Annotated in this window: 13 protein-coding genes; 2 read left to right on the top strand and 11 right to left on the bottom strand. The window is 69.9% G+C overall.

Annotated features, from left to right (window positions below; all coding sequences use genetic code 11):
• Positions 1–169: 169 nt before the first annotated feature.
• From ACEI37_RS04055 to ACEI37_RS04035, 5 genes are all read right to left on the bottom strand, one after another.
• Complete coding sequence (locus ACEI37_RS04055; protein ID WP_373377452.1) at positions 170–6,826, bottom strand: Ig-like domain-containing protein; 6,657 nt, start codon at positions 6,824–6,826, stop codon at positions 170–172.
• A gap of 166 nt (positions 6,827–6,992) precedes the next feature.
• On the bottom strand, positions 6,993–8,012 hold the full coding sequence (locus ACEI37_RS04050) for a helix-turn-helix transcriptional regulator (RefSeq protein WP_373377451.1): 1,020 nt from the start codon (positions 8,010–8,012) through the stop codon (positions 6,993–6,995).
• Between the two features lie 449 nt (positions 8,013–8,461).
• Positions 8,462–8,974: a DUF6644 family protein gene (locus tag ACEI37_RS04045; protein WP_373377450.1), complete on the bottom strand. Its 513-nt coding sequence runs from the start codon at positions 8,972–8,974 to the stop codon at positions 8,462–8,464.
• A 13-nt stretch (positions 8,975–8,987) separates the two neighbouring features.
• The gene (locus ACEI37_RS04040) at positions 8,988–9,368 is read right to left on the bottom strand and encodes a DUF6152 family protein (RefSeq protein WP_062803601.1); all 381 of its coding nucleotides are present in this window, start codon (positions 9,366–9,368) and stop codon (positions 8,988–8,990) included.
• 73 nt (positions 9,369–9,441) lie between these two features.
• Positions 9,442–10,776, bottom strand: coding sequence for a tetratricopeptide repeat protein (locus tag ACEI37_RS04035; RefSeq protein WP_373377449.1), 1,335 nt, complete (start codon positions 10,774–10,776; stop codon positions 9,442–9,444).
• A gap of 208 nt (positions 10,777–10,984) precedes the next feature.
• Between ACEI37_RS04035 and ACEI37_RS04030 the strand changes: the two genes are divergently transcribed.
• Positions 10,985–11,428 carry an FKBP-type peptidyl-prolyl cis-trans isomerase gene (locus ACEI37_RS04030; RefSeq protein WP_373377448.1) on the top strand — a complete coding sequence of 148 codons (444 nt, stop codon included), beginning with the start codon at positions 10,985–10,987 and terminating at the stop codon, positions 11,426–11,428.
• Here ACEI37_RS04030 and ACEI37_RS04025 read toward each other — a convergent pair.
• Positions 11,425–12,249, bottom strand: coding sequence for a VacJ family lipoprotein (locus tag ACEI37_RS04025; RefSeq protein ID WP_373377447.1), 825 nt, complete (start codon positions 12,247–12,249; stop codon positions 11,425–11,427). The genes ACEI37_RS04030 and ACEI37_RS04025 overlap by 4 nt on opposite strands.
• 38 nt (positions 12,250–12,287) lie before the next feature.
• Positions 12,288–14,924 carry an MMPL family transporter gene (locus ACEI37_RS04020; protein ID WP_373377446.1) on the bottom strand — a complete coding sequence of 879 codons (2,637 nt, stop codon included), beginning with the start codon at positions 14,922–14,924 and terminating at the stop codon, positions 12,288–12,290.
• Positions 14,925–15,112: 188 nt separating this feature from the next.
• Between ACEI37_RS04020 and ACEI37_RS04015 the strand changes: the two genes are divergently transcribed.
• On the top strand, positions 15,113–15,757 hold the full coding sequence (locus tag ACEI37_RS04015; protein WP_373377445.1) for a phospholipid-binding protein MlaC: 645 nt from the start codon (positions 15,113–15,115) through the stop codon (positions 15,755–15,757).
• Positions 15,758–15,787: 30 nt separating this feature from the next.
• On the opposite strand, the gene ACEI37_RS04010 is transcribed toward ACEI37_RS04015, so the two are convergent.
• The 4 genes from ACEI37_RS04010 to hpnI are packed head-to-tail and all read right to left on the bottom strand — an operon-like array spanning position 15,788 to position 20,351.
• Complete coding sequence (locus tag ACEI37_RS04010; protein WP_373377444.1) at positions 15,788–16,780, bottom strand: lysylphosphatidylglycerol synthase domain-containing protein; 993 nt, start codon at positions 16,778–16,780, stop codon at positions 15,788–15,790.
• Positions 16,781–16,789: 9 nt separating this feature from the next.
• Positions 16,790–17,605, bottom strand: coding sequence for a hopanoid biosynthesis-associated protein HpnK (gene hpnK / locus ACEI37_RS04005; protein WP_373377711.1), 816 nt, complete (start codon positions 17,603–17,605; stop codon positions 16,790–16,792).
• 38 nt (positions 17,606–17,643) lie between these two features.
• Positions 17,644–19,068: a hopanoid biosynthesis associated radical SAM protein HpnJ gene (gene hpnJ / locus ACEI37_RS04000; protein WP_373377443.1), complete on the bottom strand. Its 1,425-nt coding sequence runs from the start codon at positions 19,066–19,068 to the stop codon at positions 17,644–17,646.
• Positions 19,065–20,351: a bacteriohopanetetrol glucosamine biosynthesis glycosyltransferase HpnI gene (gene hpnI, locus ACEI37_RS03995; RefSeq protein WP_373377442.1), complete on the bottom strand. Its 1,287-nt coding sequence runs from the start codon at positions 20,349–20,351 to the stop codon at positions 19,065–19,067. Before hpnI ends, hpnJ begins: the two co-directional genes overlap by 4 nt.
• Positions 20,352–20,354: the final 3 nt, after the last annotated feature.

Raw genomic sequence — 20,354 nt, 5'->3', positions numbered from 1 at the left:
AGGCCGAAGCCGGGGCCGGCGCTCGCGCCGGCGTCAAGGGTCAGTCTGACTGTGAACAAAATTGCGATGCCGTCCGGAATGTGTCGATTGCGCCGGCATGCATGCACGCATGCCGTCGGCACGGACGGCCCGGCTGCTCGCGCATGCTGCCGGGCCGGGGGCTGCGGGGTCAGACCAGGATCTGTTGGTTGGCCAGCAAGGTCTCCAGGTTGGTGGTCACGTTGTTCAGCGTCACCAGCGTCTGTGCGCTGTAGTCCGTGCCGGCGCCGTCGCGGTCGATGGTGATCACCGTATCGGCGCCCTGCTGCGTGGCGCTGAGGTACTGGCCGATGTTGTCGCCCGCATCGATGGTGGCCACGCCGTTCTGGTAGTGGGCCGGGCCGTTGGCGTCGGCAGCGTAGCCATTCAGCAGCGCGGACACATCCAGCACGTCGTTGCCGGCCTGCCCCGGCGCGGTACCCACGGTGAAGTCCGTGATCGTGTCGGTGCCGTTGCCGCCGGTGCCGTCGGTGCCGCGGGCCTCCCACAGGAACACGTCGGTGCCGGCGCCGCCGCTCATGGTGTCGTTGCCGGCGCCGCCGATCAGTACGTCGTTGCCGGCCTCGCCATTCAGGATGTCGTCGCCGGCGCCGCCGCGCACCAGGTCGTTGCCGTCGCCGGCATTGATGGTGTCGTTGCCATCGTAGCCGTAGAGCCGGTCATTGCCCGCGCTGCCCGTGAGCGTATTGCCTGCGCCATCGCCCTCGATGATCGCCGACGGCGGGGTCGCGCCGAGCAGGTTGGTCAGCACGCCGGCGCTGACCAGCTGGCTGCCGGTGGACGTGGTGGTCAGCCCGGTGGTGTCGGTCGCGGTGATCGACATGGAGTCGAGCAGGCTTGCGCTGACGCCCAGCAGGCCGCCCTCCAGCGTGATCGAACCGAGCAGTTCGTTCAGGCTCAGGTTGTCGATCGGGCCGCCGCCGATGGCGCCTATCGTCATCGTGGACGTGGGGGCGATGAACACAGTGCCAGGGTCGTTGACCACGTTGAAGGTGAGTCCCAGTTCCGCGGCCAGCGCCTGGCTGGCGTCGAGCCGCTGCATGCCAATCCCCAGCAGGCTGCCATACTGGATTACCACGCTGCTAATGTTCTCGTTGTAGTCGCTGGCGGTGAAGAACTGCTGCGCGCTCAGGTCGATCAGCCCGAGCAGGTTGGCATCGGCGATGCCCAGCAAGCCGCCGGCTTCGTTCACGGCAGCCTCGGGCGCCGCCTGCTGCGCAACCGTGAAGTTCTGGGTGGTGACCGCGCCGATATTGCCAGCGCTGTCGGTCACGTGGGTAGTGATCGTATAGGTGCCGTCCGCGAGCTGGCCGGTGGGGAACCATTGCCACGTGTTGCCGGTGACCACCGCATCGGTCCAGGTCAGGCCGCCGTCGATGCTGACTTCCAGCCTCTCGTTGGGGGCCAGCGCCGCGCTGAGCGTGCCGCTGACGACGGGCGTGGTGTCGGCAGTGATCCAGTCGCCAAGAGTGCCGGTGTCGTCGGTGAGCGCGGTGACCGCCACCGTGGCGGTCGGCGCAGCGGTATCGACGGTCAGGTCAAAGGTGGTGGTCGGCGCGCTGACATTGCCCGCGGCATCGGTCGCCGTGGCGGTCAGCGCATAGACGCCATCGGTCAGCGGCGTGGTCGGCGTGAAGGTCCAGGTCCCGGTGGTGGCATCGGCGGTGACGCTGCCGAGCAGTGTGGTGCCGTTGAAGATGCTGACGGTGCTGCCCGCTTCCGCGGTGCCGGTGAGGGTCGGCGTGTCGTCGTTGGTGCTGTCGCCGGAGTTCAGCGTACTGGTGACCGGCGCGACGTCGTCGGTGACGGTCGTGATGGCCGGCGCGGACGGTGCGAAGGCATCGACGGTGGCGGTAGCCGGTGCGCTGGTGTTGCCGGCGGCATCGGTCGCGGTGACGCTGATCGCGGTGCCGTCGGGCAGCGGCGTGCCGGGCGAATAGGTCCACGCGCCGGTGGTGGCATCGGCCGGGACGGTAGCGTCCGGGGTGCCGTCGCCGTTGGTATCGATATTGACCGTGCTGCCGGCCTCGGCGGTGCCGGAGATGGTGTTGCCGTTGGCCTGCGCGACCGTCGGCGCAGTCGGCGCAGCGGTGTCGACGGTCAGGTCGAAGGCGGTAGTCGGCGCGCTGATATTGCCTGCCGCATCGGTGGCGGTCGCGGTCAGCGCATAAGGCCCATCGGTCAGCGGCGTGGTCGGGGTGAAGCTCCACACCCCGGTGCTGGCATCGGCGACGGTGGTGCCGACCAGCGTGGCGCCGTTGAAGATGTTGATGGTGCTGCCGGCATCGGCCGTGCCGGTGAGCGTCGGCGTGCTGTCGTTGGTGCTGTCGCCAGAATTCAGCGGGGTGGCGACCGGATTGTCGTCGGTGACGCTGGTGATCAGCGGAATTGCAGGCGGCGTGGCGTCGATGGTCACCGTTGCAGGAGCGCTGGTATTGCCGGCGGCATCGGTGGCGGTGACGCTGGCGACGGCGCCATTGGGCAGTCCGCCGGCGGGCGAGTAGGTCCACTCGCCGGTGGTGGTATCGGCGGTGACGGTGCCCTCCGGGTTGCCGTCGCCGTCGAGGTCGATACCGACGGTGCTGCCGGCTTCGGCGGTGCCGGACAGGGTGGTGCCATTGGCAACAGTGATGACCGGGTCAGCGGGTGCTGCCGTGTCCACCGTCAGGTTAAAGGCAGCGGTCGGCGCGCTGATGTTCCCTGCCGCATCGGTGGCGGTAGCCGTCAGCGCATAAGGCCCATCGGTCAGCGGCGTGGTCGGCGTGAAGCTCCATTGGCCGGTGGTCGCATCGGCGACGGTGGTGCCGATCAACGTGGCGCCGTTGTAGATGCTGATGGTGCTGCCGGCATCGGCGGTGCCGGTGAGTGTCGGCGTGGTGTCGTTGGTACTGTCGCCGGAGTTCAGCGGGGTGCTGACCGGGTTGTCGTCGGTCGCGCCGGTGATGGCCGGGATCGCAGGCGGCGTGGCGTCGACCGTGGCGGTGGCCGGCGCGCTGGTATTGCCGGCGGCATCGGTGGCAGTGACGCTGATCCCCGTGCCGTCAGGCAACGGCGTGCCTGGCGAATAGGTCCACGCGCCGGTCGTGGCGTCGGCCGTCACCGTAGCGTCGGGCGTGCCATCGCCATCGAGGTCGATATCAACGGTGCTGCCGGCTTCGGCGGTGCCGGAGATCATGGTGCCGTTGGCCTGTGTGATGACCGGGTCGGCGGGTGCAGCGGTGTCGACAGTAAGGTTGAAGGCAGCGGTCGGCGCGCTGACGTTGCCCGCCGCATCGGTGGCGGTGGCGGTCAGCGCATAGGGACCGTCGGTCAGCGGCGTGGTCGGGGTGAAACTCCACGCGCCCGTGGTGGCATCGGCAACGGTGGTGCCGATCAGCGTGGCGCCGTTGTAGATGCTGATGGTGCTGCCGGCATCGGCAGTGCCGGTGAGCGTTGGCGTGGAATCGTTGGTGCTGTCGCCGGAAGCCAGCGGGGTGCTGACGGGGTTGTCGTCGGTTGCGCCAGTGATGGCCGGGACCGCAGGGGGCGTGGCGTCGACCGTGGCGGTGGCCGGCGCGCTGGTATTGCCAGCGGCATCGGTGGCGGTAACGCTGATTCCGGTGCCATCGGGCAGTGGTGTGCCGGGCGAATAGGTCCACACGCCGGTAGTCGCATCGGCGGTGACCGTTGTGTCGGGCGTGCCATCGCCATCGAGGTCGATAGCGATGGTGCTGCCGGCTTCGGCGGTGCCGGAGATCGTGGTGCCGCTGGCCTGCGTGATGCTCGGCGTGCCAGGTGCGGCGGTATCGACAGTCAGGTCGAAGGCAGCAGTCGGCGCACTGACGTTGCCTGCCGCATCGGTCGCGGTGGCAGTCAGGCTCACAGGGCCGTCGGGCAGCGGCGAGGTTGGCGTGAAGCTCCACACGCCGGTGGTCGGGTCAGCGGTGGTGGTGCCAATCAGCGTGGCGCCGTTGTAGATGCTGACGGTGCTGCCGGCTTCGGCGGTGCCCGTCAGGGTCGGGGTGCTGTCGTTGGTGCTGTCGCCGGAAGCCAGCGGGCTGGCGACCGGGTTGTCGTCGGTCGCGCCGGTGATGGCCGGGATCGCGGGCGGCGTGGCGTCGACCGTAGCGGTGGCCGGCGCGCTGGTATTGCCGGCGGCATCGGTCGCGGTGACGCTGATCGCGGTGCCATCGGGCAGCGGCGTGCCAGGCGAGTAGGTCCAAACGCCAGTGGTGGCGTCGGCCGTGACTGTGGCGTCCGGCGTGCCGTCGCCATCGAAGTCGATATCGACGGTGCTGCCGGCTTCGGCGGTGCCAGAGATCGTGGTGCCACTGGCCTGCGTGATGCTCGGCGTGCCGGGTGCGGCGGTATCGACAGTGAGGTTGAAGGCAGCAGTCGGTGCGCTGATGTTGCCGGCCGCATCGGTGGCGGTGGCGGTCAGGCTCACGGGGCCGTCGGGCAGCGGCGACGTGGGCGTAAAGCTCCACGTGCCGGTGGTGGCATCGGCAACGGTGGTGCCGATCAGCGTGGCGCCGTTGTAGATGCTGATGGTGCTGCCGGCATCGGCAGTGCCGGTGAGCGTTGGCGTGGAATCGTTGGTGCTGTCGCCGGAAGCCAGCGGGCTGGCGACCGGGTTGTCGTCGGTCGCGCCGGTGATGGCCGGGATCGCGGGCGGCGTGGCGTCGACCGTAGCGGTGGCCGGCGCGCTGGTATTGCCGGCGGCATCGGTCGCGGTGACGCTGATCGCGGTGCCATCGGGCAGCGGCGTGCCAGGCGAGTAGGTCCAAACGCCAGTGGTGGCGTCGGCCGTGACTGTGGCGTCCGGCGTGCCGTCGCCATCGAAGTCGATATCGACGGTGCTGCCGGCTTCGGCGGTGCCGGAGATCGTGGTGCCGTTGGCCTGCGTGATGACCGGGTCGGCGGGTGCAGCGGTGTCGACAGTAAGGTTGAAGGCAGCGGTCGGCGCGCTGACGTTGCCCGCCGCATCGGTGGCGGTGGCGGTCAGCGCATAGGGACCGTCGGTCAGCGGCGTGGTCGGGGTGAAACTCCACGCGCCCGTGGTGGCATCGGCAACGGTGGTGCCGATCAGCGTGGCGCCGTTGTAGATGCTGATGGTGCTGCCGGCATCGGCGGTGCCGGTGAGTGTCGGCGTGGTGTCGTTGGTGCTGTCGCCGGAAGCCAGCGGGGTGCTGACCGGGTTGTCATCGGTCGCGCCGGTGATGGCCGGGATCGCGGGCGGCGTGGCATCCAGCGTCAGCGTGAAGGCGGTGCTGGGCGCGCTGGTGTTGCCCGCGGCGTCGGTGGCGGTGACGGTCAGGCTCACGGGGCCATCCGGCAGCGGTGACGTGGGCGTGAAGGTCCAGGCGCCGGTGGTGGCGTCGGCGGTGGTGGTGCCGACCAACGTGGTGCCGTTGTAGATGCTGATGGTGCTGCCGGCTTCGGCAGTGCCGGAAAGTGTCGGGGTGGCGTCGTTGGTGGTATCGCCGTCGGCGAGCGCGCCGGTCGACGGGGAGGCGTCGTCTGTGACGCTGCCAATCACCGGCGCGGCCGGTGCGCTGGCATCGATCGTGGCGGTGGCCGGCGTACTGGTATTGCCCGCGGCGTCGGTGGCAGTGACGCTGACCAGGGCGCCGTCGACCAGGGCCGGGGACGGCGTGTAGGTCCAGTTGCCGCTGTCGTTGGCGGTAACGGTGACATCGGGCGTGCCGTCGCCGTCCAGGTCGATATGGATGGTGCTGCCAGGCTCGGCAGTGCCGGCGATCACGCTGCCGTCGCTCGGCGTGATCACGGGCGCCGCAGGCGCCGCGCTATCGATCGTCAGTAGGAAGGGCGCGCTGGCGGGGCCGGTATTGCCGACCGCGTCGGTGGCGGTGACCGTCAGCGCATGGTCCCCATCGGACAGGCCCGACGGCGGCGTGAAGCTCCAGCGGCCGTTCACGTCGGCAATGGTGGTGCCGAGCAGGGTGGTGCCGCTGTAGATGCTGACGGTGCTGCCCGCCTCGGCGCTGCCGGAAAGCGTGGGCGTGGTGTCGCTGGTGCTGCCTCCGGCAACGATCGCCGTACCGGCATCGTTGCTGGCCGCGTTGATCGCGGGCGCTGCCGGGGCCGCGCCGTCGACGGTCACCGTGGCCGGCGGGCTGGTGTTGCCGGAGCCGTCGGTGGCGGTAACGCTGACCACGGTGCCGTCGGGCAGCGGCTGCGCCGGCGTATAGGTCCAGTTGCCCGCTGCATCGGCGGTGACGGTGGCATCGGCCTTGCCGTCGCCATTGAAGTCGATGCCGACCGTGCTGCCGGCCGGGGCGGTGCCGGACAGCGTGGCGCCGTTGGTGGGCGCAACCTTGGGCGTGGCCAGCGGGGTGCCGCCGCCAACGCCGCCACCGCCGCCATCCCCGCCGCCACCGCTGGCCGCGGCCGCGATGATGCCGGCACCGGCCGCGGCGCCCAGCAGCCCCAGCAGCAATGCCGTCGAAGTGCTGTCGCCGATCGGCTCGAACAGCATGGCGGCCTCGGCCACGCCATCGCCCTGCGCACCCAGCGCCTGGCTGAAATCGGCCAGCCATTGGCCGTCTTCCTGCACGAACACCAGGTTGTTGTACTGGGCCCCGTTGGTGAAGAACCCCTGGATGCGCAGCGTGCTGCCATCCCGCATCGTCAGCAGCAGGTCGTTGCCTTCGCGCGCGAAGTTGGCGACGCTGTCGCGCTGCGCGGCGATCAGGAAGTTGGCCGGGCCGTCAGGTGAAGCAACGGTGCGGGTGCCGGGGGCGACAGGAACATCCGTGTGGTTGAGCAGAACGCCTGACGAAGCCATGCTGAGTCTCCTTCATCCTGAGTGACCGGTCGGTAGTGCATGCACAGTATTCGCGCACACACACGTTCGTCCATGCGTGATCTGTTTCAGATTCGATACAGTGCGCCGGTTTGATAGGCGCTGCGCAATCCCGATAGCGGCAGGCCCGGTGCGGCGCGCGCGCGGCTCAGCCGGGCATGCCGCCGCGGCTGGCGAAGGCCTCGTCGTTCGACGCGCTCTGGCGCGTGCGCAGCGTCTCCGAGGGCGTTTCGCCGAAGGCCATGCGGTAGTCATGGGCGAACTGGCCGAGGTGGCTGAAGCCCCATTGCCGCGCGATCTGCGCCACCGAATCCTCGAGCTCGCCGCCGCGCAAGGCGCTGTAGACGCCTTCCAGCCGCACGCGCTTGGCGTACTGCATCGGCGAGCAGCCCTGGAAGCGCGCGAACCCGGCCTGCAGCGTGCGCACGCTGACGCGCGCCGCGCGGGCAATGTCGTCCAGCGCCAGCACGGCGCGCGCATTGGCATGGATATAGTCGATCGCGCGCTTGACGTGGCGCGGCGAAGGGCCGGCGTGGCGCTGCTCCAGCAGCAGCGAGTAGTTGTGCGGGATATCGTCCAGCACGGCGTAGACCAGGGCATCGGCCAGGCTCAGCGCCAGCTCGGTCGCGCACGCGCGCATGCGCGCATCATCGCGCCGCAAGCCGGGCGCCGCGCCGGCCAGTGCGCGCGCCAGCTGCAGCGCCGGGGCATCGGCCGGGATCGACTGGTGGAATTTCACGCGCTGCACCAGTGGTCGTTCCAACAGGTGCCGCAACCGGTTGTGCAGGCGCGCGCCGTCGATCATGACCATGTCGTAGCTGCCCGGCTGCCAGCGCCAGACCCCGACCTGCTGCATGTCGAGCATAAAGGATGGCGGCATGGGCGACAGCGGTGCGGCCGGCGTCTTGCCGGTCTCGAGGCCGGCGCCTTGCGCGGCGGTCAGCAGCAGGTAACCGTCAAGGCGCTGCATCATGTCCAGCTGGATCGCCGTGGTGGTCGACAGCCGGATCACCGCCAGTTCGCCGAACTGGTGCTGCTGCAGCTCGAACTCCAGCGCCGGCGATGCAGTATGTACCGCAACCCCGGGATAGAGCTGCGACAGCGCTGCGCGGACCTGTTCCGGGCTGTTGCCCGCGACGCGCGCGGTCTGGATCGTGGCTTTGGTCATGTGCCGATGCCTTTCCTGGGTGATGGCCGAAGCCGGCCTGGCGGCGCGGATGCGCCGCCAGGTTTCCCCCACGAAAATCACGGCAAGGCCGTGATGGCAAACCGGACCTCATGATGACCCCGCGCCCTTGCCGGTCAACGCCATGCAAAGGGGTTCCCCATGTGCCGCGGCATACGGACCTGCCTGCAAGGCTCGCCGCGGCCCAATGACAGGCCGCATCCGCGGGAGCCAGGTATTGCCAGGCAAAGGCCGTCGCCGGTTTTTATCGGCAAACCAGATTTAAATAAAAATAATATCTGGCGGTGAGATTCACATTTACGACAATGTGTATCACTTTAATCGAATATTGGGGAATGTGAATACATTGTGCTTGCCGGCAAATCGACCGGGGATTGGCGTTTACGCGCAGTCGGCCGGGCCAGACGGGGGCATGGCGGCGGCGTGCCGCTTCAGACGTAGGCGATCAGCCGTCCGGCGCAGATCACCAGCAGCCACGCGGCAATCGACAGCATGGCATTCAGCCGTGCGCCGGCAGGCGGCGCCGCGTCGGCGTCCCAGCCGCGCTCTCGGTCGTGCAGGCTGCGGCCTGGTCCGGCGTGGAACCACAGCACGTTGCCCAGTGCCAGCACGATCAGGCCCAGCTTGGTGAGGAATGCCGGGTTGCCGGCCAGCTCGTCGGCATGGGCCACGAACAGCAGCACGCCGCTGGCCGCGACGGCGATGAAGGCGCCGACGGTGAACGGCAGCGCATGGCGCAGCAGCAGGCTGACCGGCAACCGCCGGCCAAGCCCTGCCAGCCGCATGTCGACCACGAAGATAGAGCCGAACAGCAGCGCCATGCCGGCCAGATGGACGATCTCCACCGCGGGATAGGCCCACGCCGAACTGCGCAGCGCTGCCGCGAACGGCAATCGCGCCAGCGTGCTGGCCCATTCCGTCCACGTGGTGAAGAGCGCCGGCATGCGGCGTGCCGGCTCAGCGCAGCTCGACCGTCTTGCCGTCCACGGTGATGCGCTCGGCGCGCAGTTCGTCCGGTTTTTCCTTGCTGGCGTAGCCGACCAGCGTGACCTCGCGGCCCACCGCGACCTTGTCCGAGGTCGCTCCGCGCGCTTCCATGCGCGACACGGGGGCCAGCACCGCGAGCCAGCGCTTGCCGCCGGCGTCGATGCGGATGTGCGCGTGCGGGTTCTCGTAATGGCTTTCGACGATCTTGCCGGTCAGCGTCATCGGTTTGGTCTCGTCATAGGTCGACCAGCCGTGGTGGGCGATGGCCGGCACGGCCGCCATGGCCAGGGCGGCGGCGCCAAGGATGGGTCGGAGCAGGGCGGGACGGAACAGGGCGCGGATGCTGGGCATGGCGGGTCTCCGGTCAGGACAGGTGCAGTATAGGCGCCGGTTCCCATCCCTGCCGCCACTCCCCTCCCATGCGTCAGGGTTGCGCGCGGCAGGTGTCGGCGCGCTGCACCAGCCGGCGCAGGCTTGGGCTGACGGGCTTGAGCGCGGCGCGCTCGGCGGTGAGCGCGAGCGCCAGGTTGCCGCTGCCGCTGCGCAGCGCTGCTTCGAGCAGGGTCAGCCCGATCACGTCGCGCTGCGCGTGGCTGCCGCCGAAGCGGTGGGCCACCAGGCGCACCGGCACCAGCAGCTCGATCGCGGTGGCGTAATCGCCCTGCGCAAACGCGATCAGCGCATCGGCCACCGGCAGCCCTACTTCCCGCGACATCATCGCGTTGGTGCCGTTGCCCAGCGCGGCCCGCTCCAGCGCGGCGCGCACCTGGTCGGCCGCGGCGGGGCGCTGCGCGCCCAGGCTGGCCATCACCGCATGCACGTCGTTGAAAGCGTAATAGCCAGCCGCGCCGCGGCCGAGCCAGTCATCCGCCACCGCATGCCAGCGCCGGCCCACGTCCACGCCGCGCAGCTGCAGCCGCCACAGCAGCGCGGAGGCATCGACCAGGTCCAGCGCGATCGCCGGCGCGGGTCGGCTGATGGCGCGGTCGTACAGCGCCAGCACCTCGTCGGTCCGGTCGTCTTCCAGCAGGAACAGCGCCAGGTGCCACCAGTTATGCACCGCCAGCATGTTGTCCTCGGCCCAGTCCTGGCGCCGGCCTTCGAGCCAGGCAATGCCGTCGGCGAGCCGGCCCTGCATCTCCATTACGTGCGCCACCGCATGCACCGCCCACGGATCGCGCGGCTGGCACTCCAGCGCGCGCCGTCCGGTTTCCTCGGCGCGCTCGTAGAGCTGGGTTTCTTCCAGGCCGAACGCGTGCATGCCAAGGACGTAGCCGTAGCCGGGCATGCCGGCATCCCAGTGCGGCAGCGCCTGCGCCACGCGGTCGCGCAGCATGGTCGACTGGCCCAGCAGGAAGTCGCCCAGGTGCGCGGTCTGCAGCGCGAGCAGGTCGCGTGGATAATCGATCACGATGTCGCCATAGCAGCGCACGGCGCGCTCGAAATCGCCGTCGAGCCAGGCGCGCGCCGCGGCGATATGGCGGCGCTCGCGCTCGTTGGCGCGGGCGTGCAGCGCTTCGCCGGCCTCGACGCTCTGGCGCAGCATGGGCTCGGCGGTGCCGTCGCCTGAGGTCACCATCAGCGCGGCGCGCAGCGCGTGGCCCATGGCGAAGCCGGGGTCGTCGGCCAGCGCGGCGTCGATCACGGCAAGCGGGTCGCCGTAGTAGCCGTTCAGCAGGCGCAGGGCGGTCTCGTACTGCGCCACCGAGCGCGTGTTCAAGGTTGAGACCACGAGGTCCCTGGAATCCGTCAGTGCCATGACCGTCTCCGTGCGCCCGCGCGGCGGCAGGCTGTCACGAACCATCGTAGACGGCAAAACGCCCGGTGTAACGGGCGCGCCGCGGTGCGGCGCACCATGCCTGCGGGCGGTGCGGCCGCGGTGCGCGATATGCCGCCGCCGCCATACCGGCGGCGCGCGTCGGTTAAACTGCCGCATCCCCAATCACGACCTCGAGAGCAGGCCTTCCATGAAAACACTCGCGCTTTTCCTTGGCACCCTGACCCTTGCCGGCGCCGCCTGCGCTGCCGGGCCGGCCGCTTCGGCGCCTGCCGCCCCTGCTGCCCCGGCCGCGGCGCCGCAGACGCTGGCATCGGGCATGACCATCCAGCACCTGATCAAGGGCACCGGCGCCTCGCCCAAGGCCACCGACACGGTACAGGTGCACTACCGCGGCACGCTCGCGGACGGCACCGAATTCGACAGCTCGTACAAGCGCGGCCAGCCGATCTCCTTTCCGCTCAACCGTGTGATCCCGTGCTGGACCGAGGGCGTGCAGGCCATGCAGGTGGGCGGCAAGGCACGCCTGACCTGCCCGCCAGGCACCGCCTACGGTGCGCGCGGCGTGCCGGGCACGATTCCGCCGAACGCCACGCTGACCTTCGAAGTGGTGCTGCTGGGTATCGGCAGCTAAGCGCCCTGTCGGGGTGCCTGCGGTGCCTGCGGCGCCTGCGGCTGCGCGGGCGCCGGCGTGCCGGCGGGGGCTGCCGGTGATGCTGGCACCGCGTCCCCGCCGGCGTCCTCGTCATCCCCGTAGTCCGGCAACGCAGTGTTCTCGCCGAGCAGGTAGCGCCGCCGCTGCAGGTACGCGTCGCGCACAAAGGCGTACTTGTCCAGCGCCGCCAGCTTGAGCAGGTCGGTCGCGCCCAGCAGGTTGGTGCGCACGTCGACCACGTTCATCCCGTACACCGAGTTGCGCACCGCCGGCTCGGCATAGGTGGTGGGATCGAACCAGAAATTCACATACAGGCCCGCGCCGTCGCGGAACGAGCTGGGGCCAAACAGCGGCAGCACCAGGTAGGGCCCTGACGGCACGCCCCACGTGCCCAGCGTCAGCCCGAAATCCTGCGAGTGCTTCGGCAGCCCTGCCGGCGTGGCGAGATCGATCAGCCCGCCCAGGCCCAGCACGGAATTCATCGCCACCCGCATAAAGCTTTCCGCCGCCGCCACGCCCTTGCCCTGCAGCAGGTTGTTGGCAAAGTTGCCGATGTCCGCGAGGTTCGAATAGAAATTGCTGACCGCGGCGCGCACCGGCTCCGGCGTGACTGCCTTGTAGCCCTTGGCCACCGGCGTGGCGACATACTGGTCCAGCTTGTCGTTGACGGTGAAGAGGGCGCGGTTCATCGGCTCCAGCGGATCGTCCGGAGTGGCTTGCGGGCCGGTGGCGCAGCCCGCGAGCACAGTTGCGGCGATGGCGGTTGTGGCGAGCGTCGGAAAGCGAAGCGGAACGGGCATCGAGACAGGGTGGGTCGGTCGCGCGGGCGGAAAGAGCGTCAGGGCCGGGCCGGCTGGTCCGGTCCGAGGGGACCCTCTTCGCGCGGACGGCCCATCAGGATCGGCTGGAAGAACACCGCGCCGACCAGCGTGCAGGCCAGCGCCAGCGCCAGCAGCTTGCCCATGCTGGCGGTGCCGGGATGCTGCGACAGCCACAGGCTGCCGAAGGCAACCGCGGTGGTTGCGGCGCTGTACAGCACGGCGTGCGTCAGGCTGGACTGCAGCAGCTGGGTCTTGCCGTGCCGCCAGGCAATCACGTAGTAGATCTTGAAGGCAACCCCCACGCCTAGCAGCAGCGGCAGCGCGATCACGTTGGCAAAGTTCAGCGCAATGCCGAACACCACGCACAGCTCCAGCGTGACGATGGCCGATACCAGCAGCGGGATGAGCGTGCGCAGCACGTCGCCGAAGCGGCGCAGCGTGATCCACAGCAGGATGGTGATCGACAGCACCGCCCAGGCCCCCGCCTGCGCAAACGCGGTCATGATGGTATCGGCCGAGCCGCGGATCGAGATCGGCCCGCCGGTGGCGGTGGGCGCCACGCGCTGCACCGCGGCGATAAAGCTTGCCAGCGCGGCTTCGCGCTGCGCACTGGCGGGTGGCGGCAGCTTCGGGCTGACGTTGACCAGCGCGCGCCCGTCCGCGGCAATCCAGTCTCGCACCAGCTCGGGTGGCAGCGTCTGCTGGCTGACCGCCTGCGGCGTCAGCGCCAGCTTCAGTTTTGCCAGTGCCAGCTGCAGCGGCAGGGCGATGGCGCGCTCGGCACGGTCGCGCATGGGCGCATCGGCTGCGGCCAGCTTCTTCAGCGTGGCGGAAAGATGCGCCGCTTCGGCGGCGCCGGGACCAGGATGCTCGTCGGCGGCGATGGCCAGCTGCCGCGCGGCGTTGCGCAGCGCATTGACGCGTGCGCCGTCGGTGGCGGGCGCCGCGGGGGCTTGGGTCAGCGCCGGCATCAGCGCGGCAGATGCCGCTGCGATGGCCTGCAGCTTGGGCGGCTGGTCGTCGGGAATAAAGCTCTGCAGCGTGACCGCGCGCGCCACTTCGGGCAGCGCCGCGAGCTGGCCCGCCAGCGCGTGCGCGGCTGCCAGCGACGGCGCCAGCACGCTGACATCGTCGGTGCCGGCCTGCGGCGCGTCCTGCAGCGACAGCAGCGTGGCCATCGATTCGGACTGCGGGTCCTTCAGGTGCAGCGGGTCGAAGTCGAAGCGCAGGTGCGGCAGCAGCGGCGCGCCCGCGAGGATGGCGAGCAGCGTCACCAGCAGCACCGGCTTGCGGTAGCGGTCGAAGAAGCGGTCCGCCGGCGCCAGCCAGGCAAAGCCCGGCGACGCAGATTCGCCACCGGGCCTGAGCACGGCGATCAGCGCCGGCAGCAGCGTGAAGGTGGTGGCGAACGCCACCACCATGCCGACGCCGGCGATCAGGCCCAGCTCGGCCACGCCGCGATAGTCGGTGGGCAGGAAGCAGAAGAACGCCGCCGCCGTAGCCGCGGCGGCCAGCGCCAGCGGCGCGCCGACGGCGCGTGCGGCCAGCCCCAGCGCATCGACGATATGGTCGCGGTCATGGCGCTCGGCGCGGTAGCGCACGCCGAACTGGATGCCGAAGTCCACGCCCAGTCCGACGAACAGCACCGCGAAGGCCACCGAGATCATGTTCAGCGCGCCCACCATGGCCAGTCCCAGCGCGGCGGTGATCAGCAGCCCGGCGAACAGGCTCGCCAGCACCGCCACGATCAGCCGCGCCGAACGCAGCGCCAGCCACAGGATCAGCACCACCGCCAGCACCGTCAGCGCGCCGTTGAGCACGGCGCCGTCGCTGACCGAGGCGAATTCATCGTCGGCCAGCGCCTGCGGCCCTGTCAGGCGCACCGAAGCCTGGTAGCGCTGCGCCAGCTGCAGTTCGTCCGCGGCGTGGCGGATCGCGCGCGCGGCCGCGGCGCCGGCTTTGAGGTCGCTGTAGTCGAGCACCGGGCTGAGCGCGACATAGCGGTAGACCTGGCCGTCGGGGCCGGGCTTGAGGCTGTCGTCGAGCAGCCCCGCCCACGACAGCGCGGCGGGCTTGCCGGCCAGCACCTGGTCCAGCGTGCGTGCGCTGCTGCCCATCAGCCCGGCCATGTCGCCCAGCTTGACCTGCCCCATCTGCAGCGGCAGCGCCAGCGTGGTGGTAAGCACATCGGACAGGCCGCGCAGCGTCGGGTCGCGCGCGAGGGCGTTGACCAGCGGACGCGCCTGCGTCAGTTGCTGCGTCAGCTGGTTGACTTCATCGGTGCCGGCGAACAGCAGCCCGTTGCGCGCGAAGAAGGCGCCGCCGCCGGGCTGGCTGACTGCGGTAAAACGCGCCGGCTGCCGGCGCAAGGCTTCGGCCAGCGCATCGGCGGCGGCATCGGCCAGCTCCGCGGCCGGCGCCTGCACCACCGCCAGGATCATCTGGCCACGCTGCGGAAAGGCCTTGGCGATGGCCTCGTCGCGCAGCGCCCAGGGCGCGTCGGAATCCAGCAGGCGGCCGATGTCGGTGTTGATGGCGAAGTTACGGGCCACGTAGGTGCCGCTGGCCGCCGTCAGCAGTGCCGCCAGCAGGATGACGCGCCACGGCCAGGCGGTGGCAAGCCGGACGATGCGTGTCAGCAGCGAAGTCAGCATGGGCGGATCCGGAAGGAGCACGAACCGCGAGTATATCGGCTGGCGCCGTGCGGCATGCGCCATGCGGTCCCCGGCGCAGCCGCGATGCGGGCCGATCCGCTATACACTGTCAGCCGGTGCCGGCCGGGGCGCCGTGTAGCACGGCGCCGCCGCCACACCCTCTTCAGTCATTCCCCGCTCTTGCATCCATGGCGATTCACCGTTTGCTTTCCGTGGCGCCGTTTGCGGCGATGGCCATGGCATCCGTCGTGCACGCCCAGGCAATCCAGCCCGGCGACCTGCGCGCCAGCCCCGAGCGGCTGGTACAGGCCGCGGTGGAGGGCGTGATCGGCACCATCCAGTCCCAGCCCGAGACCCGCGCCGGCGACCTGGGCAAGATCACCGCGGTCGTGCAGAAGCAATTCCTGCCTTACACCGATTTCCAGCGCACCACGCGGCTGGCGCTGGGCAGCGCCTGGCGCACGGCCACGCCGGAGCAGCAGCAACAGCTGTACGAGCAGTTCCAGACGCTGCTGGTGCGCAGCTACGCGGTCTCGCTGGCGCAACTGCGCGAGCAGAACGTCAGGTTCCGCTACCAGCCGGGCAAGGCCGCGAGCGGGGCGACAGATGTGGTGGTGCAGACGCGCGTGATCAACAATGCCGACGAGATGCAGATCGACTACCGGCTGCAGCGCACCGCGACCGGCTGGAAGATCTATGACATCAACATGATGGGGGCGTGGCTGATCGAGGTGTACCGCAAGCAGTTTGCCGACATCGTCGCGCGCAACGGTGTCGACGGGCTGGTGAAGTACCTGACCACGCACAACGCGCGCCAGGCGTCGGAGATCTGAGCAGGCCTTTGCTGCCGCGGCGGCCGCGCACTAGGGCGCGGCCTGCCGGCGCCGCCAGCGGCGCAGTTCCACCCACTGCCATGACAGCAGCGCCGGCACCCCGAACAGGATCTCGCGCGCGCGCCTGACCAGCGCCAGCGCCAACGCAACCTCCGCGCTCATCCCCAGCACCTGGCCCAGCAGCATCACCACCGCTTCCTGCACGCCCAGCCCGGCCGGCACGAAGAACGCCACGTGGCGCGCGGCCTGCGTCAGCGACTCGATCGCCAGCGCCTGCCAGAACGGCACCGGATGGCCCAGCAGCCACAGCGCCAGCCAGATCTCCAGCGTGCCGCTGAGCAGCCCGGCCAGTTGCCAGCCCAGGGCCTTGGCCAGTTCGCGGTGGCGCCGGTTGAGCGCGCGGATATGCGCGTCCAGGCGCGCGCCGTCGATCAGCGCGACGATGCGGTGGTCGGCCCCGAACAGCCGGCGCGCCGCGCCTTCCAGCTTCTCGAAGAGCCCGGCGTGGCGCAGCGACAGCGCGAACAGCACCGGCACCGGCAGCGACAGCAGCAGGCCGGCCAGGATGATCCACGCGCCGGCGCGCTGCTGCAGCGCGACCACCAGCATCAGCACGCCGGTGGCGGCAAACAGGTATTGCGAGAACATCGTCACCATCACTTCGACCACCACGCTGGCGGTGACCGCGGTGGTGTCGTGGATGCGCAGCCGCGTCAGGCGGATGCCGACCAGCTCGCCGCCCACGCCGACCGTGGGCAGCAGGCGGCCCACCGCCTCGCGCACTGCGGCGACCCACCACAGGAAGCCGACGCCGGCACGTTCGTCGGGATCGGCGGAGGTCAGCAGCACGCGCCAGCCCTGCGCGTCGAGCAGCAGCGGCAGCGCGTGCAGCGGCACCAGCCACAGCAGCGGCCAGCCGCCCCGGGCCATCACGGCGGCGATATCGCTGGCGCCCTGGTGGATCACCAGCGCGGTCAGTGCCAGCAGCCCGAGCAGTCCGGTCAGGTAGGCCAGGCGTTTCATCGGCAATCGTCAGCCGAACAGCCTGCCGCCGAGCACATCGGCAAAGCCGCCGCGCCGGTGGGCAGCCTGCTCCAGCGCCGCGCGCACGCGTGGCGACAGCAGCGCGGCGAGTTCGTCGGCATGGCGGTAGCCGTGCATGGATGGAGCGATGGTGGCGCCGGACACCACCGCCGGATGCAGGTAGATCTCGCCCACGCCCGCGGGCAGTTGCGCCAGCGCCTGCAGCAACGCGGCCTCGTCCATCTGGCCGCTGCGCGCGATGCCGACCACGTAGTCGTTGTGCGCAATGCCGGCGCGGTCCAGCCGGCGGCGCAGCAACGCCAGCCACGGGCGCAGCAGCCAGGGCGCGCCCGCCTCGCGCGGCAGCCGCATGGCGCGCAGCCCGTAGTCGCGCCCGATCGACAGGATCAGCGACAGCACGGTCGGATGCAGATGGAAATGCTTGTGCGTATTGACGTGGTCCAGCGCCAGGCCGGTGGCGGCGAAGGCCTCGAATTGCGCGCGGATTTCCGCGGCAAGCTGGCGGCGCACCGCGGGCAGGAAAAAGTAGCGGCAGCCATCCAGCGCCATGGCCGAGCCGAAGCGGCCGTGTGCGTCGACCAGCGCGGGGATGCGCGCGCGCGGCAGCGTGGCGGGGCCGTCGGCCAGCACCAGGTGCAGCCCCACGCGCAACGCGGGCAGCCGGCGCGCGCGCGCCACCGCATCGGCCACCGCGGGCGCGCCCACCATCAGGCTGGCGGCGTTGAGCACGCCGTCGCGGTGGGCCAGCTCCACCGCTTCGTTGACGGCCGGGTGCAGCCCGAAGTCGTCGGCGGTGACGATCAGCGCGCGTTGTTCCGCAGCGGTAAGCGCCCGGGCCAGGATCAGGCCTCGTGCGAGCGCAGGAAGCGGAAGAACTCCACGCCTTCGCGCAGGCGCCGCTTCATCATGTCCCAGCTGCCGAGCATCTCGCGCACGATCTCCCAGATCTTGCCGGGGCGGAAGTAGAAGCGCCTGTAGAAGGTCTCCACGCCGTGGTAGATATCCTCCTTCGACAAGTGCGGGTAGCTGATCGCCGCCAGCTGCACGCCCTGGTCGTTGACCAGGTTGATGACCTTGTTCTCCTCGAGCCAGCCGTTCTCCACCGCCTGGCGGTACAGCGTGGTGCCGGGGTAGGGCGCGGCCAGCGAGACCTGGATGGTGTGCGGGTTGATTTCCTTCGCGTACTCGATGGTCTTCTCGATGGTCTCGCGGGTCTCGCCCGGCAGGCCCAGGATGAAGGTGCCGTGGATCTGGATGCCGAGCTTGCGGCAGTCCTCGGTGAAGCGGCGCGCGATGTCGGTGCGCAGGCCCTTCTTGATGTTCAGCAGGATCTGGTCGTCGCCGGACTCGTAGCCCACCAGCAGCAGGCGCAGCCCGTTTTCCTTCATGATCTTGAGCGTGCTGTACGGGACGTTGGCCTTGGCGTTGCACGACCACGTCACGCCCAGCTGGCCCAGCCCGCGCGCAATCTCTTCCACGCGCGGCTTGAAGTCGGTGAAGGTGTCGTCGTCGAACATGATCTCCCTGACCTCGGGCATGTTCTCCTTGATCCATTTCACCTCGGCGATCACGCTTGCGGCCGAGCGCGTGCGGTAGCGGTGCCCGCCCACGGTCTGCGGCCACAGGCAGAAGGTGCAGCGCGAGCGGCAGCCGCGCCCGGTGTAGATCGACACGTAAGGATGCTTCAGGTAGCCGATGAAGTAATTCTCGATCTTGAGGTCGCGCTGGTAGACCGGCGCCACGAACGGCAGCGCGTCCATGTCCTCGATCATCGGGCGCTGGCCGTTGTGCTCGAGCGAACCGTCCGGCAGGCGATAGCTGAGCCCCAGGATGTCCTTGAGCGGCTTGCCCGCGGCCACGTCCTGGCAGGTGTAGTCGAACTCCTCGCGGCAGACGAAGTCGATGGCGTCGCTCGCGCCCAGCGTGCCGCCGGGATCGACCGCGGGCTTGGCGCCGACCATGCCGATCATCACGCCGGGATGGCGCTGCTTCAGTGCCTCGGCGAATTTGGCATCGGTGGGGAACGACGGCGTGCTGGTGTGGATGATTACCAACTCATAGTCCGCGGCAATCTCCAGCGTCTGCTGCACGGTCAGGCCGTCGGCCGGGGCATCGAGCACGCGGCTGCCGGGCACCAGCGCGGCGGGCTGCGCCAGCCAGGTGGGATACCAGAACGACTTGATCTCGCGCTTGGCCTGGTAGCGCGATCCCGCGCCGCCATCGAAGCCGTCGAAGGACGGGGCCTGCAGGAACAGGGTTTTTTTCATAGCGGCCTCTCGGTATGGATGCCGGTGAAAGGTGGGGTGGGTGAGGACTTCGTGGCGGCGCTGGCCCTCTCCCCCAGCCCCTCTCCCGCGCGCGGGAGAGGGGAGCGAACCCTCGGGACTTCTGCGTCCGCTTGTTTTCTCCCCTCTCCCGCTTGCGGGAGAGGGGCGGGGGAGAGGGCCGGCGCTTGCCCGGAGTGCTGCCCGTGATCGACCGGCAGCACCTGCTCCCGCCACCACACCCGCTTGCCCGCCAACGCCAGCGCCCAGCACGCCAGCAACAAGGCATCGCGCAACGGCGCCCGCAGGGCCGCCGCGACGCTCCCCGCCAGCACGCTGCGCGCCATCACGCCGACGGCCGCCGCGGCGATCACCAGCGGCAGCGGCGCGAGCCACACGCCCAACGCCAGCATCGGCCAGGTGAAGGTGACGAAGCTGAACGCATAGCCCGCAGGATTCAGCGACGCGATCGTCCGCATCCACCGCAACTCATGCCGCCACAGCAGCGTGAAGCCGTCTTCGGTGATATCGGTCTTCACCACCACCTCCGACAACACCGTGCGCAAGCCCTGCCGCCGTGTCAGTTCGCCCAGCCAGAAATCGTCCGCCAACAGGTTGCGCAAGGCCTCGAATCCGCCGATCGCCGCCAGCGTGTCGCGGCGCAGCGCGATGGTTGCGCCAAAGGCAAAGCGGCGCGAGCCGCCCGCATGGGCGATGCGCACCGCCGGCGCGAACCAGTCGTCGATGAACTGCGCGCCCAGGCGCGACCAGAAGCCGCCGATGGCATGGCCGCGGTACAGGCAGGTGACCACGCCGACGTTGTTCTCCGCCAGCGGCGCCGTCACGAACGCCAGGTAGTCCGGTGCCACCGCGACGTCGCTGTCGGCGATGACCAGCGCATCGTGCCGGGCCGCGCCGGACAGGTTGATCAGGTTGCTGACCTTGAGGTTGCTGCCGTGCACCCGCGGATCGATCACCAGTGCGATGTCGCAGCCCGGGAAGTCGCGCCGCAGCCGCTCCACCACCGCGATGGCGGGATCGTCCGCGGCACGCACCCCGAACACCAGCTGGAAGCACGGATGCCGTTGCCGGCAGAAGGTTGCCAGGTTGGCGTGGAGCCGGGGTTCTGCGCCGCACAGCGGCTTGAGCACGCTGACCGGCGTGGCAGCCATGGCTCCGCGTGGCGCAGGCTTGCGCCGCGACAGCCAGGCCGCGGCCAGTGCATAGCCAGCCGCCACGCAGACCAGCGCTGCGCCGGGCAGGATGCTGGCAAGTCCGGCGGCCATGGC

The organism is Cupriavidus nantongensis (genome assembly GCF_041726985.1).
In the GTDB taxonomy this organism is placed as follows: domain Bacteria; phylum Pseudomonadota; class Gammaproteobacteria; order Burkholderiales; family Burkholderiaceae; genus Cupriavidus; species Cupriavidus nantongensis_A.
Note: the sequence above shows the minus strand (reverse complement) of the source record. Positions and strands in the feature narration are given on the sequence as shown.

Bases quoted from the DNA above. Each gene is read 5' to 3' on its own strand.
- hpnI (WP_373377442.1), bottom strand. From the start codon at position 20,351: ATGGCCGCCGGACTTGCCAGCATCCTGCCCGGCGCAGCGCTGGTCTGC.
- ACEI37_RS04025 (WP_373377447.1), bottom strand. From the start codon at position 12,249: ATGCCCGTTCCGCTTCGCTTTCCGACGCTCGCCACAACCGCCATCGCC.
- hpnJ (WP_373377443.1), bottom strand. From the start codon at position 19,068: ATGAAAAAAACCCTGTTCCTGCAGGCCCCGTCCTTCGACGGCTTCGAT.
- ACEI37_RS04050 (WP_373377451.1), bottom strand. From the start codon at position 8,012: ATGACCAAAGCCACGATCCAGACCGCGCGCGTCGCGGGCAACAGCCCG.
- ACEI37_RS04020 (WP_373377446.1), bottom strand. From the start codon at position 14,924: ATGCTGACTTCGCTGCTGACACGCATCGTCCGGCTTGCCACCGCCTGG.
- ACEI37_RS04055 (WP_373377452.1), bottom strand. From the start codon at position 6,826: ATGGCTTCGTCAGGCGTTCTGCTCAACCACACGGATGTTCCTGTCGCC.
- ACEI37_RS04045 (WP_373377450.1), bottom strand. From the start codon at position 8,974: ATGCCGGCGCTCTTCACCACGTGGACGGAATGGGCCAGCACGCTGGCG.
- ACEI37_RS04035 (WP_373377449.1), bottom strand. From the start codon at position 10,776: ATGGCACTGACGGATTCCAGGGACCTCGTGGTCTCAACCTTGAACACG.
- ACEI37_RS04015 (WP_373377445.1), top strand. From the start codon at position 15,113: ATGGCGATTCACCGTTTGCTTTCCGTGGCGCCGTTTGCGGCGATGGCC.
- ACEI37_RS04040 (WP_062803601.1), bottom strand. From the start codon at position 9,368: ATGCCCAGCATCCGCGCCCTGTTCCGTCCCGCCCTGCTCCGACCCATC.
- ACEI37_RS04030 (WP_373377448.1), top strand. From the start codon at position 10,985: ATGAAAACACTCGCGCTTTTCCTTGGCACCCTGACCCTTGCCGGCGCC.
- ACEI37_RS04010 (WP_373377444.1), bottom strand. From the start codon at position 16,780: ATGAAACGCCTGGCCTACCTGACCGGACTGCTCGGGCTGCTGGCACTG.